The organism is Stutzerimonas stutzeri, from assembly GCF_000935215.1.
In the GTDB taxonomy this organism is placed as follows: domain Bacteria; phylum Pseudomonadota; class Gammaproteobacteria; order Pseudomonadales; family Pseudomonadaceae; genus Stutzerimonas.
Genome location: NZ_JXXD01000391.1, coordinates 1 through 11,065 on the forward strand (window position 1 = coordinate 1; position 11,065 = coordinate 11,065).

Sequence of the window (11,065 nt, forward strand, 5' to 3'; positions counted from 1 at the left end):
CCCCGCCGCTACTTCCTACTAGCAATCGAAAGGCAATAATCCGTGGTGGCAATCACATGCATACGCGGATTTTTGGAAACGGGCTGTCATATCCCCAGAAACGAAAAAGCCCTGTAAAAACAGGGCCTTAACGTTAGGTGTCTGGAGCGGGCGAAGGGAATCGAACCCTTTTGCCTAGTGTGTCGTTCCGTCGCAAAGCGTGTCGTTGTGCTGTTTTCGGGCTGAACCGTCTGCTCGTTTCGTCGCAATTCGGCACAGTGTTTTCGACACCTTTTCGACACTAGCCGGCTCGCAATTCCTTCAACAGCTCGGGGTGGCGGCCGAGTAGTTTGAACAGCTGCACCAAAGGTTGAGGGGCTTCGGTACTACCGCGCTCGTAACGGGAAAAGGCATTAGGCCCGCCACCGAACAGCTCAGCCGCTTCGCGCTGGCTTAAATGCAACTGCTTGCGAACTGTGCGAATCAGCTCCTGGCTACCGCCCTGGGCATTCACCTGCTGGCGGAACTCGGTCATTGCCTTCATTACGCGCTCGCTTTCGCCAGGGCCTGTCAGGCACTCGCCGCAGGCATCGCACCAGTCTGCCGTTACCTCGACAATCTCGGTGGTCTGACCCTTGTAGGTAAAGGGCAGGTTACGGGTGTCATGGACCAGTTCAGCCTGGCCGCAAACCGGACATTTCATGGTCACTTCTCCTTGAAGGAAACGATCAGCAGATCAGCCACCAGCGTGAACTTCAGGTAAACCTGCCCAAAGGGGGTTTCCGGTAGGTAAACGTCCTGCCAAGTGGTGTGGTCTGCATAGGTTGTCATGCTCTTGAAAAAGTCGCGGCTGTTTAGGTTGCTGATGACCGTTAGCATGTCGGCCAGCCCCATACCCAGCTCAGCTCCCCCTTCAAGAGCGACACGGGTGAAGCGATAACGCTGCTCGCCTAAGGCCTGCTTTACCAGCTCAAGCTTGAAGTGGGGTTTGCGCTTTTCCATGAGGTAAACATAACCTATTAGGTATATTTTTCAAGGGGAAACAGATGGACGACGAGCGGGGGAGTCAGCTTCTACGGGACCGCCTCTTGGCTGGCGGAGCAGCGCCGCTGACCAGACCTGTCAGCAAGCAGTATTTCGCTGCACTCCGGCTTCGCTGTGTCGAAGCAAGTAACAGAGCATCTGACCAAGCGGTGCAAGGCGGAACCCAGGAACGTCATGAGTAGGACTGGGCCTAGCCCTCGGATTAAAGCTGCTAGCCGCTCCACAATAGCCCGGCTTCATTCGGTCGCTATGGTTTTTGCAGAACGTCCCCTTTATCCGGTTTGATGGAGGGCTTAACATTCCGCGCCCATGCGTCATATCCGATATTCTCGCGTTCCCTCTTTGCAAATCTAAGGATAGATATGCGTCCCGTAATGAAAAATAACCCGTGGCCGCGAAGGCTTCAGCATGTCCCGATGGCTGGAATGCTAATCCTCATAGCGGTGCTGTCCACCAAGCCAATCACCCTGACAGGCCTCGCAATTGCCCTGTGCACTATTCCTTTTTTTTGTCTCGCTGTTTTCGCTGTCGTAAATCGTTGGGGAAAACGATTCGGTGGTAGCAAATTCATGAACATAGTTGCAATTATATTTCTAATTGCAATGGCGTCGGGTGTGCATTCCGCTGCGAATTATATGAAGCCTTATGTTGGAGAGCATTTCTGCCAGGTTAAGCGGGCAAGTTTGTCGAAGTGCTATCCTTGGTAGATATGCCGCCGCGCACGCATGGAAAGACTCGTTAGGGATAGCTTCCTTCGGTCGCTATGGTCTTGCAGATAATAATTCTTTCCCCTTTTCTACTGCCAAGGAAGAAAACGATAGCTCCTAGGATTTCAATGCTCACGATCACGATGATCATAGTCGGTTATGTTATTGGGCTAGTTCCGCCTGTCAGCGAGTCTTCACTTTCGAGCTTCACACCACTTTCAAAGCTCGTGGCAGCCAATATTAGCTTGGCTTGTGCAGCAGGCTTGAATCTCGCAATTTTGCTGAGCGCGATCTCTGCAGTAATTTATTCTGTTTTGAGCAAAGATGAAGCGGTAGAGATACTTGAGTGGTATGGCTGTTTAATCTTCGGCGGTTCGATGGCTGTGTTTTTCTACTGGGTGATGGTGTCTGGCTATTTATTTGTTTCGTCGGCGGGTGGGGCAAGTCGCCAGACGCGTTTTCTTTACTCTGTTTTGGAGGTTCCAATCGCTTTGTATATGGCAAGCGTATTGTGCCTTGTGATGGGTAGTCTGGGGCTGTATCTGGTGGCGAAGGTACCAATTCTCTTGGTGAAGAATTTTCTTCCGGTGAAAAGCTAAGTGGCTAGCCAGAACTAGTTTTCCTAGAGCACGCCGCCGAAACCAAAAAGGCGAATACCCACATAAAAAGAAAAAGAAATAACGAGACGCCGAACCAATCTAGATATGTAGCCATAGTCATGGCTAGCCCGTGGTATTTAGTACCTTCGCTCGCTGGTAAAAGGCCTAATGACACCGGAAGGAAAGGAAGCGAAATGATTAATAAAAGTATGCGTCCTCTCCTTGGGATAGATATTGACGTGAACCCAAAGCGCCTTATCAGGATTATCGCTATTGGTAGTAAGGCAATGTGAGCGATTGTAATTGAGGTAACTAGCCTGCTGTTTTCAGTTAAATGGCTTATATATGTGTAAGAATTGATGCTGCCTATTTCGCTAGGAATTATGAAAGATAATAGGTGGCCTAGCGCTATGCCGATCACAAGCCATGCAATAGAGATTTGGAACAGGTACTTCGAGTAGGTGATTTTTCTAGGTGTTGTAGGCATATATCACGGCAAGAAATTGTTTTCGGCAGCGCATGCCGGCTCATATCGGCTGCACATTTTCTTGAACGCAACCTTCGCACCTTTACGGCAGTCGCGGTAGACCAGCGAGCCGCGTTTGTAGTTTTGGCACACGCTGTTGTAGTCGATCTGGTCGTTTACCACTGTCCACTCAAACTGGCCGCTGATGTGCTGTTTGTTGTGGCCGTTCTCCCAGCTCCAGTTGCTGAGGTGAGTCTGGCGGGAAACGGAGCGCTTTTGCGTGCTGCTGGTGGAGTTGGCTGCGTAGTAGCGGGCCGGTGGTGGCTGCATCGTGTTGGCGACGGGGCGGGGCGTGTAGTTGCTATCGTTAAACGATGTTTGGCGCTGCTCTAGCGCTCGGGCGGTGCCTTCTTCGAACCAGTCGATTTCTTCCTGGGTCAGCGGCCGCTGCTGGGATGCTGGTGCTTGTTCTGCTGCTGGGGATTCGTAGCTTGCAATGGAAGGCTGGTTAGCCGGCTGCATGGGCTGCTCAGGCTCTTGGTTAAACCAAGGCTTGCCGCCGACATGAATGCCTTGCTTGATCTGATTTACGTCCAGTACGACCGGCTTGCCGAATGTAAATGCAAGTGCCGAAAGCACCGCTGAGCCGATACCCAGGATCGCCAGGAACCGCCAAGGGCTAGGTTTCTTTCCGTTGCGTAGGTAATCGGGTGCATCATCCCAGTCTGATCTCATCACGCCTCCTTGCTCAGTGATCGGGGCCTTTTTCCTTGGTCAAACTATTTGTTCGAAATCTTCCCTCATGTCATCCATTTCGATTGGTTCTAGCTTGGCTTCGCTAAATCCGAGGGGAAAGAATGAGTGAGAGATGTCATGTTTGCAGAAAAAGGATATAAGAGTGAATCCGGCGTCGATGTTTTCAAATATTCTTTCTTGTAATAGTTTCGACATGAAACTTGAGTCAATCTCGTCCTGTCTCTTTTTTGTAATCGTTTTTTGATGAATTATTTCGTTGCGGATGTTCTCCAGTTCTTTGAAGATGTTCCAGCCTTTCATTTCTTTTGGGGAGTCTGTTTTTAAAATGCTTGGTAATACTTCTGATATTTTGTCGCTCGTCGTATACCAACGCTCAATCGCGGATTTGTCCCAGATCTCTTCGATTCCCTTTTGGTTTTTCTTTCTCATCGTGTAGTCGTTTGGTATTGCTATGTTTGAGAAAGACTCTATAGCGGTATATATGGCGATAATGCTGCTCTGGATGTGTTCCAGATAGTCATAAAGCTTGGTTATATTTTTGTCGGTAATATATATCTCTCGCTTGTTTTTTGTTTTTTTTGATATTAGAGAGTTGTAAATTTTGCGAGCTTTGAGCATTTCTTTCTTTGCTATGCTCGCAAATAAAGAAACATTGTTTGGGGGTGGGAAATTTACTTCGCAGCCGTCAATTAAAAATGTGTCTAGTTTTTGAAGTGTCAGGTATCGTTTGGTTTTTTTATCGTGAATTATTACTGGACGAGCCATGCGAGGGTCTGTATGGTCGTCGGCTGCTTTTTTACTCATACATTAAGTCTTAAGTTTATAAGGTCATTGGCTTTAATTATCACCTGCCCTGTAATTGCGAGCATACCAGCGCATTGCTACTTCCTTTGTAATCGCTATCCCGCGTTTTGATTGGGCAAGTTTGAATTAGCTTCCTCATAGTCGGGAGAAAACTGACCTTTGAGAGGGTCGACTTCGCCTTTCCATAGCCAAAGCTCGTATTGAGGGAATGCTTTCAGCAGCTCCTCCATGTCTTCAATGCGGGCTTTTACTTTGCGATTGGTCGCTACGGTCTGCCATCGCTGTCGCTCAGTGATAGCGGTTGTTTCGGCTAGCTTGGTTGCGCCCAGATGGCGAACAAGCGTTCTAAGCCGCTCTTCTATCATTCCGAAAAGCTCTTAAAGATGATGAATAATTTATTGATAAATAATTCATCACTGATAGCATTGCCTCGTGATAAATAATTCATCAGCGCTTGGGCGCTACTGCCACGAATAGTGACGGAACGAGCATGGAACTGGAAGAGCTAGAACCTTCAAAGCTGATCGCCCCACAGCAGGACGTGGAAACCGTCGAAGCCTGGGCGGAACGTAACGGCCTGACATGCTCCATGGCCCGCGCCTGGGTCTACCGGGGCGTACTCCCCACCGTAAAGCTCGGCAAGCGCCGCATGATTAACAGTGCGCTGCTGCGTAGCTGGCTACTGGAACAGGAGTGGACCGCATGAATCCTCCTTTCTATACGCAAGCCGCCTTCGCCGCTCTGGCCGGTGTATCCGTGGAGACGGTTGCTGGTTGGGTCAGGACTGGCGCGGTCGAGAGCGTGAAGCTGGGCAAAACCCGTCTGGTGCGTTTTCCGGGGGTGAACCCATGAGCCGCACAGACCCGCAATTCAAGCTGCGCATGCCTGCTGCACTCCGCGCCCAGGTCGAGCAGTCCGCTTGGGCTGCACGCCGCTCCCTAAACGCCGAAATCGTCATTTGCCTGGAATCGTCCTTCGCCCACGTTGCGTCCAGCACCAATGTACAGGAGCGCTCCGCATGATCCGCACCGTCTACGGAAAGCCAGGGGAGGGGATGACCTATGCAGAAGCCGGCCAGCTATCAACGCCTTCCGCACGCCCAGGACTGCGACTGCTCTGTCTGCTGGTCCAGACGCGAAATGGCGCAACCCGCTCCCTCCCGGTCCACACGCTGCGCCCAATGCCGCCCCGCGTATGCGCGGCCGATTCGCACGCTACAAATGGGCTGCGTCGGTGGAACCTGGAAGCCTCTGCTCTCGGACTGGACAGTGGAACCGGCCTTTATCTGCGAGAAGCACACGCCACCCGAGCGCCCAGCGAAGTGGTGGAGCGTTATCTACGACTCGGGCAAGCCAACGCCCTACGTGCCGATGCACGAACCGTTCGAACTGGTGGGGTAGGGCGCAAGCGGATGCAGGTTCGTATCGCTGCGCCTAACTGGCATGAGATCGGTCGGGAGCTGACCGTTGGTGGGGAGCTGTACGGGCACGTCACCTATCGCCGCGACGTTCCTCTGTTCATTCCGTTGGACGGTAGCGAGCCAACGAAACACCGGTCCCTCGTTGAGCTGCGTCGCTATGTCGCTGAACGCTATCAGGCTGAGCGCGTGGCCGAACAGGTCCAGGGCCGCGCTCCCGGCTCGTCGGATCACGCCTCACCGATCCGGCGAACGGAAGCACGGGCGGAGCGCACCCTTGACCCGGCACGAACCGAAACAGCCTCCGCTCGTGAGTGTGGGGCAGCTTCACCGCCCCGCGCTCCCGAGCCCTCGGCGGCAAGAGCGGGATGACAAGGGCAGAGCCCTTGGTGTTAAGAGGGTGATGTTTATTAATTAATTTTGTTTTGAGCGTGGTGGTTAAGTGTCGATTCGTCGCTATTCATGCCAATAAGCCACGCAACTTGATAATTCCTTGAGTATGAAAAAAAACCGTTTCAAGCGCGTATAACTAGAGCTACGAATTAACCCGCAAGCCAAGTAACAAGCCGGTCGCAGTGAAATTGCTTTTTCACTCGCTCGGGATCGCTCGGCCTGCAGAAAGCAAAGCAGCGCAATAAAGCGCAACTAGAGAGAGGAAACACAAATGGCACGTTCGACTATGGAAGTTGCATTTCTCGGCACTCAACGCTTCGACGGTGAAGCGGGCCAGAAGTACATCAAGGTCTTCTACGGCGATGAACCGGACGGCAAGACCGAACACGGCCTGTCGATCATCGGCATGGCAGCAGCGGACGAAGTAGCCGACGAAATCTTCGCAGCCGGCGCCAAGTTCGAGCCGCTGCAACTGGTGCGCATCCACTTCGAGATTGCCCGTGGTGGGCAGAACAAGGGCAAGAATCTGGCGCTCCAGCTCGAAGCCGTCCAGACCCGCGCCGCTGCCGAAACCCCGCGCACCCCAGCTCAACCCCAGGCCAAAGCCGGCGACCCGGCCAAGGCCAACTAATCGGGAGGGGCGGCCATGCTGATCGATGACCGGGTGTACTGCGACTGCTGCGGCAACGACATGGGCAAGCTCATGGCGCTGCCCGCGCCGCAAAGCGACCTGCTGCCAGACCTCAGCCTGCCGCCCCATTTCGCCGTCTGCCCTGACTGCGAGCCCTCCGAACAAACCGCCGACCTCGAGCAGGCCGGCGAATGAATTTCCTCGCCTGTGACGGTGACTGGCTGCAAGGCGCCGATGGTTCGCCCATCTGCTCCGGCTCGCTGGTCGCCCTCACGGTCGAGGAAATGCAAAGCCTCTACGGCTCTGCACTGACCTGGGACCAAGTCTCCGAGCTGCAAGGCGAAGCGATTGTTCTGTTCGCCACCGTGTTCGGCTTCCTGGTCCTGAAAAAAGCCCTGAAACAGTGAGGTATCACCCATGCAACTGAACAAGCACTTCATCAAGAAAATCGGCGTTGGCGCTGCTGCCGCGCTCTCCACCCTGGCTGGCTCCGTATACGCGGCTGTCCCGACCGAAGCTACCGCGGCGCTGGATACCGCGGGCACCGACGTTGGCACCATCGGCTGGGCCGTCTTCGCCGTGATCATCGCCGCGATGGCGTTCAAGTACATGCGCCGCGCCCTGTAACTGGGGTTTTGCGCACTGCATGTGCCGAAGCAAACAAACCCCGCTCCGGCGGGGTTTTCTCTTCCAGGGAAACGCCATGAGCTACGAACTGTACGTCCTGATCCTCACCACCCTGGCGTTTTATCTCGTGTTTTTTGGGCGGGTGTAGGAGGCGTAATGTCCATTATTCGTCGCGGTTTATCGTTAATTGCGCTGGTTGCCGTCTCGCTCTTTACTGGTTCGGCATATTCCGATGGTTACTATTGGTCGTCTGGCTCTCATTCCGGCCCCACCCCGTCTTCTGTTTGCGAAAAAATACGTCTGTCCTATGGCTCGACATTCCCGCGTTACGCACTTACGCCGATTTCGGAAACCAGTTTCCGATGCGCGATGGTTTTGCCTAATGGCAGTGAAAATGCTGTCCACGTACTTCTTAGAAATGGAACCGGCTGTCCTGTAGGAACTGAGTACGACTCCTCAACAGGGCAATGCAGTGCGCCAAACCGCTGTGAAGCCACCATCGGCCAGGTCGTCACGCACGAACACAAGATGAAAGAAGCGGTTGGCCAGCCGCTGATCGAACCGCCTGGATCGGTCTGCGCCAATAGCTGCCAGTACGCCTTCGGCTTCACCTCGGCCAGCAACGTCTACGTCTACAGCAGCGGTAATCCGCCTGGCGTGTTTGGCGTTTACAGCTATACCGGCAACGGCATCGAGTGCAACGAAAACACTCGCAAGGAACCGGGCAGTCCCGGCCAGCAGACCGATCCCGACGAAACCCCGACACCTGACCCCGATAACACCTGCCCAGACGGCTATGTCTGGAACGGCACCTTCTGCAGCAAGGAACCGCCCCCGCCATGTGATCCCGAGGTCGAGGTAGGCGGCTGTGACGACACCGAGAACCCTGATCCGGATGAGCCCGGCGATGGCGATGAGGACGGCGATGGTGATGGTGATGGTGATGGTGATGGAGACGGCGAGGGGGAGGGGGATGGCGAGGGTGACGGCGAAGGCGAAGGCGAAGGCGACGGGGATGGCAAGGGCGACGGGGATGGTGAAGCCGAATGCAACCCCGCCAAGGACCCAAACAAGTGCGGTAAGCCCAGCGTAGAAGGTGAAGCCTGTGACGCCGAGGTGAAGTGCACGGGCGATGCCGTCCAGTGCGCCATCCTCCGCCAGCAAAAGGAACTGCGCTGCCACGCCGAAGAGCAGGCCGACTTTGAAAAGCACAAGCCGGCCATCGAATCCGCTGTCCAGGGCGACAAGTTCAAGCTTGAGGAAGGCGCCGAAATCCAGCTGCCGTCGTTCATCAACCAGGGCACCCGCTTCCTGCCGGCTACGTGCCCTGCCGCCGAGAGTTTCAGCCTGCGCACCGGCGGCGGGCGCTCCTTCCAGCTCAGCTACGAACCCCTCTGCCGCGCCGCCAGTGACCTGAGCGGCCTGTTCGTGGCCGTGGCTACCGTCCTGGCTGCCCTTTACGTGGGCCGCTCCGTAGGAGGTCAGTAATGCAGTTTTTATTCATCGTGCAGATGCTCGTCATCATCCTCGGCCCGCTGGTAAAGATGGTGCTGAAAATGATCGGTTTCGGCTTCGTCTCCTATATCGGCTTCAACCTCATCATCGGCCAGGCCCAGGACTACCTGTTCGGGCTGATGGGCGATGTGGGTCCGGTGATCCAGGGGATTCTCGGGCTGGCCAAGTTCGATGTGGTGGTGAACCTGTACTTCGCCGCTATCTCGACGCGCTTCATGCTCGCCGGGATCGACAAGGCAACCGACCGTCGTCGCAATCAGGTCTGGCGCAAGCCGGGCGGCACCTCCATCGACGCATAAGGAGACGCCGTCATGCTCGTTATCCGTACCGGCAAGCCCGGCCATGGCAAGACCCTGAACACCATCCGTGAAGTGGACCAGAAGGCCCACGCCGAAGGCCGGGTCGTCTACTTCCACAACATCAACGGCCTCAAACCCGATCAGCTGCAAGCGCAGTGGTTCGAGTTCGAAGATCCCGAGAAGTGGTTCGAGCTGCCCAACGATTCGATCATCGTGGTGGATGAGGCGCAGGGCTGGTTCGGTTCACGCGATCCCAGGGCGCGGCCACCGGAGCACATCACCCGCTTCGAGACCATGCGTCACCAGGGCCACGAAGTGCACCTCGTCACCCAGGACCCGCGCTATCTGGATGTGCATCTGCGGCGGCTATGCAACACGCACATCCACTATTGGCGCGTCTTTAAGTCCGCCCAGCTGCTGCGCTTTGAGTCGGAAGTGGTGGTGGAAAAGGTTGAGCTGAAAACCAGCTTCAAGGATGCCGACAAGAAGTCGCTGCGCCTGGATAAGCGCTACTTCGGCGCCTACACCAGCACCAACGCCAAGCACCACTTCCAGGCCAAAGTGCCGACCAAGTTCATCCTGGCCATCTGCGTATTGATCGGCGCGGGGATCCTCGTGTATCGCGCCTACGAGCGCTACGACACCGAGAAAACCAAGCTGGAAGTCACCAGCAGCGCGCCGGCCGGGAGCATGGTCGATCAAGTGCGCGATACGGTCGGCGCCTTCATCCGACCCAGTGCCGACACCGAACAGGCCGCACCGCTCACCGTCGAGCAGTACCTGGGCAAGCGCGTGCCCAGGGTACAAGACCTGCCGGCGTCGGCGCCGGTGTATGACGGCCTGACCGGACCGCAGACCTTCCCCAAGCCTGTGTGCATCGCCACCACCGATCGCGACCTGATTGCCCGCAATTACAAGCGCATGCATGTCGGTGACAGCGATGAAGGGCTGACGGGGTGCCGGTGCAACACCCAGCAAGGCACGCGCCTGGATGTGTCGTTCGGCTTCTGCATGTCGGTCGTGCAGAACGGCTACTTCGACGACACCAAGCCTGATCCAGAGCCGCCACAAGCGCCGATGCACGCCGCAAGTCCGCCCCCGGTATTTGAACAGGCGATCGCCAGCGGCCTGCAGTCAGCCCCTAAAGGCTCGTCCGTGGTCGTGGTGCCCTATGAGAAGGGGAAATTCCTGTGGTGATGACCGTCAGCGCGCGTGCGCTCCGCGCTCTTTGCACGCACGGCGAGGCACGAGCCGGCGTGCAAACGCGCGCGCTGACGTCCCTGTAACACGTCAGATAAACCCAACTGAACAGTGTCGATTCGTTGCAATTTGGAGCACAAGAGAATGAGCGTTAAAGACCAAATTCGTGTTGATCAGAACTTTCAAGAAACCCCAACCGGTCGACTGTTCTTCGATAGCCATTCGGCCAAGCTGACTGACCTGTTGGGCGTTCGCTTGCTGCGTTGCGGCGTCGATACGGTCCGCCAGCTGTACCGAGGACTGATCCGCCCGGAAATCATGGCGCTGTTCGAGAAACCGGGCGTCATGGTCGAGTTCGCCGGGGAGTTCTGGCATGCCGGTCGGGTAGGGCGGGACTCGGGCTACCAGTACAAGCTCCAGAATGCTGACCTCGGGTTCATCCTGCTCATCAAGAACTTCAACGCCAAGCTCGAGAACATCGGCCCACATCTGAAGATCGAAGTATCACCGCACGCCATCGACGCGCTGTCGCCTGAGCGTCTGCAAGAGCGCATGGACTACTACGCCGCAGCCGTGATGACACACCGCGAACGCAACCAGTGCGCTGTCCATCTGGCGTTGGATCTCC

At 55.5% G+C, this 11,065-nt stretch carries 17 protein-coding genes and 1 pseudogene; 13 read left to right on the top strand and 5 right to left on the bottom strand.

Features of this window, described 5'->3' with window-relative positions; translation table 11 throughout:
* Positions 1 to 280 precede the first annotated feature (280 nt).
* Both LO50_RS23610 and LO50_RS23615 read right to left on the bottom strand, forming a co-directional pair.
* A complete protein-coding gene (locus LO50_RS23610) occupies positions 281 to 682 on the bottom strand; it encodes a type II TA system antitoxin MqsA family protein (RefSeq protein ID WP_044316566.1) in 402 nt (133 codons plus the stop codon).
* Positions 683 to 684: 2 nt separating this feature from the next.
* Positions 685 to 981 carry a type II toxin-antitoxin system MqsR family toxin gene (locus LO50_RS23615; RefSeq protein ID WP_044316567.1) on the bottom strand — a complete coding sequence of 99 codons (297 nt, stop codon included), beginning with the start codon at positions 979 to 981 and terminating at the stop codon, positions 685 to 687.
* An 877-nt stretch (positions 982 to 1,858) separates the two neighbouring features.
* Here LO50_RS23615 and LO50_RS23620 point away from each other — a divergent pair.
* Positions 1,859 to 2,329 (top strand): hypothetical protein, encoded by a 471-nt coding sequence (locus LO50_RS23620; RefSeq protein WP_044316568.1) that lies wholly within the window; start codon positions 1,859 to 1,861, stop codon positions 2,327 to 2,329.
* Positions 2,330 to 2,819: 490 nt separating this feature from the next.
* On the opposite strand, the gene LO50_RS23625 is transcribed toward LO50_RS23620, so the two are convergent.
* The 3 genes from LO50_RS23625 to LO50_RS23635 form a co-directional block, all read right to left on the bottom strand.
* Entirely contained in the window at positions 2,820 to 3,530 is a 711-nt protein-coding gene (locus LO50_RS23625) for a hypothetical protein (RefSeq protein WP_044316569.1), read from the bottom strand.
* A gap of 39 nt (positions 3,531 to 3,569) precedes the next feature.
* Positions 3,570 to 4,355, bottom strand: coding sequence for a hypothetical protein (locus tag LO50_RS23630; RefSeq protein ID WP_044316570.1), 786 nt, complete (start codon positions 4,353 to 4,355; stop codon positions 3,570 to 3,572).
* Between the two features lie 95 nt (positions 4,356 to 4,450).
* Positions 4,451 to 4,720, bottom strand: coding sequence for a hypothetical protein (locus tag LO50_RS23635; protein ID WP_044316571.1), 270 nt, complete (start codon positions 4,718 to 4,720; stop codon positions 4,451 to 4,453).
* Positions 4,721 to 4,845: 125 nt separating this feature from the next.
* Between LO50_RS23635 and LO50_RS23640 the strand changes: the two genes are divergently transcribed.
* The 12 genes and pseudogenes from LO50_RS23640 to LO50_RS23695 form a co-directional block, all read left to right on the top strand.
* Positions 4,846 to 5,061, top strand: coding sequence for a hypothetical protein (locus LO50_RS23640; RefSeq protein WP_014819553.1), 216 nt, complete (start codon positions 4,846 to 4,848; stop codon positions 5,059 to 5,061).
* Positions 5,058 to 5,207 carry a MerR family transcriptional regulator gene (locus tag LO50_RS25000; RefSeq protein WP_161794508.1) on the top strand — a complete coding sequence of 50 codons (150 nt, stop codon included), beginning with the start codon at positions 5,058 to 5,060 and terminating at the stop codon, positions 5,205 to 5,207. The genes LO50_RS23640 and LO50_RS25000 overlap by 4 nt, the downstream gene beginning before the upstream one ends.
* Positions 5,204 to 5,377: an Arc family DNA-binding protein gene (locus tag LO50_RS24525; protein ID WP_044316572.1), complete on the top strand. Its 174-nt coding sequence runs from the start codon at positions 5,204 to 5,206 to the stop codon at positions 5,375 to 5,377. The genes LO50_RS25000 and LO50_RS24525 overlap by 4 nt, the downstream gene beginning before the upstream one ends.
* Positions 5,378 to 5,416: 39 nt before the next feature.
* Positions 5,417 to 5,755: a lysogeny maintenance protein PflM gene (pflM, locus tag LO50_RS24530; protein WP_080902157.1), complete on the top strand. Its 339-nt coding sequence runs from the start codon at positions 5,417 to 5,419 to the stop codon at positions 5,753 to 5,755.
* 681 nt (positions 5,756 to 6,436) lie between these two features.
* Positions 6,437 to 6,796, top strand: a complete 360-nt coding sequence (locus tag LO50_RS23655) for a hypothetical protein (RefSeq protein ID WP_042926025.1) — start codon at positions 6,437 to 6,439, stop codon at positions 6,794 to 6,796.
* A gap of 15 nt (positions 6,797 to 6,811) precedes the next feature.
* Positions 6,812 to 6,991, top strand: coding sequence for a hypothetical protein (locus tag LO50_RS23660; RefSeq protein WP_008567547.1), 180 nt, complete (start codon positions 6,812 to 6,814; stop codon positions 6,989 to 6,991).
* A complete protein-coding gene (locus LO50_RS23665) occupies positions 6,988 to 7,203 on the top strand; it encodes a hypothetical protein (RefSeq protein WP_015277797.1) in 216 nt (71 codons plus the stop codon). The genes LO50_RS23660 and LO50_RS23665 overlap by 4 nt, the downstream gene beginning before the upstream one ends.
* A gap of 10 nt (positions 7,204 to 7,213) precedes the next feature.
* A complete protein-coding gene (locus LO50_RS23670) occupies positions 7,214 to 7,423 on the top strand; it encodes a major capsid protein (RefSeq protein WP_044316574.1) in 210 nt (69 codons plus the stop codon).
* A gap of 156 nt (positions 7,424 to 7,579) precedes the next feature.
* Positions 7,580 to 8,911: a virulence factor TspB C-terminal domain-related protein gene (locus LO50_RS25540; protein ID WP_236690629.1), complete on the top strand. Its 1,332-nt coding sequence runs from the start codon at positions 7,580 to 7,582 to the stop codon at positions 8,909 to 8,911.
* Positions 8,911 to 9,237: a DUF2523 domain-containing protein gene (locus LO50_RS23685; protein ID WP_044316575.1), complete on the top strand. Its 327-nt coding sequence runs from the start codon at positions 8,911 to 8,913 to the stop codon at positions 9,235 to 9,237. Before LO50_RS25540 ends, LO50_RS23685 begins: the two co-directional genes overlap by 1 nt.
* A 12-nt stretch (positions 9,238 to 9,249) precedes the next feature.
* Positions 9,250 to 10,434 (top strand): zonular occludens toxin domain-containing protein, encoded by a 1,185-nt coding sequence (locus LO50_RS23690; protein ID WP_044316576.1) that lies wholly within the window; start codon positions 9,250 to 9,252, stop codon positions 10,432 to 10,434.
* A 147-nt stretch (positions 10,435 to 10,581) separates the two neighbouring features.
* Positions 10,582 to 11,065: pseudogene (locus LO50_RS23695) on the top strand (hypothetical protein); the annotation flags it as partial.

Coding starts and splice junctions, on each gene's coding strand:
- LO50_RS23625 (WP_044316569.1), bottom strand. CDS start 3,530: ATGAGATCAGACTGGGATGATGCACCCGATTACCTACGCAACGGAAAG.
- LO50_RS23660 (WP_008567547.1), top strand. CDS start 6,812: ATGCTGATCGATGACCGGGTGTACTGCGACTGCTGCGGCAACGACATG.
- LO50_RS24525 (WP_044316572.1), top strand. CDS start 5,204: ATGAGCCGCACAGACCCGCAATTCAAGCTGCGCATGCCTGCTGCACTC.
- LO50_RS23630 (WP_044316570.1), bottom strand. CDS start 4,355: ATGAGTAAAAAAGCAGCCGACGACCATACAGACCCTCGCATGGCTCGT.
- LO50_RS23690 (WP_044316576.1), top strand. CDS start 9,250: ATGCTCGTTATCCGTACCGGCAAGCCCGGCCATGGCAAGACCCTGAAC.
- LO50_RS23640 (WP_014819553.1), top strand. CDS start 4,846: ATGGAACTGGAAGAGCTAGAACCTTCAAAGCTGATCGCCCCACAGCAG.
- LO50_RS25000 (WP_161794508.1), top strand. CDS start 5,058: ATGAATCCTCCTTTCTATACGCAAGCCGCCTTCGCCGCTCTGGCCGGT.
- LO50_RS23670 (WP_044316574.1), top strand. CDS start 7,214: ATGCAACTGAACAAGCACTTCATCAAGAAAATCGGCGTTGGCGCTGCT.
- pflM (WP_080902157.1), top strand. CDS start 5,417: ATGCAGAAGCCGGCCAGCTATCAACGCCTTCCGCACGCCCAGGACTGC.
- LO50_RS23615 (WP_044316567.1), bottom strand. CDS start 981: ATGGAAAAGCGCAAACCCCACTTCAAGCTTGAGCTGGTAAAGCAGGCC.
- LO50_RS23655 (WP_042926025.1), top strand. CDS start 6,437: ATGGCACGTTCGACTATGGAAGTTGCATTTCTCGGCACTCAACGCTTC.
- LO50_RS23610 (WP_044316566.1), bottom strand. CDS start 682: ATGAAATGTCCGGTTTGCGGCCAGGCTGAACTGGTCCATGACACCCGT.
- LO50_RS23635 (WP_044316571.1), bottom strand. CDS start 4,720: ATGATAGAAGAGCGGCTTAGAACGCTTGTTCGCCATCTGGGCGCAACC.
- LO50_RS23620 (WP_044316568.1), top strand. CDS start 1,859: ATGCTCACGATCACGATGATCATAGTCGGTTATGTTATTGGGCTAGTT.
- LO50_RS23685 (WP_044316575.1), top strand. CDS start 8,911: ATGCAGTTTTTATTCATCGTGCAGATGCTCGTCATCATCCTCGGCCCG.
- LO50_RS25540 (WP_236690629.1), top strand. CDS start 7,580: ATGTCCATTATTCGTCGCGGTTTATCGTTAATTGCGCTGGTTGCCGTC.
- LO50_RS23665 (WP_015277797.1), top strand. CDS start 6,988: ATGAATTTCCTCGCCTGTGACGGTGACTGGCTGCAAGGCGCCGATGGT.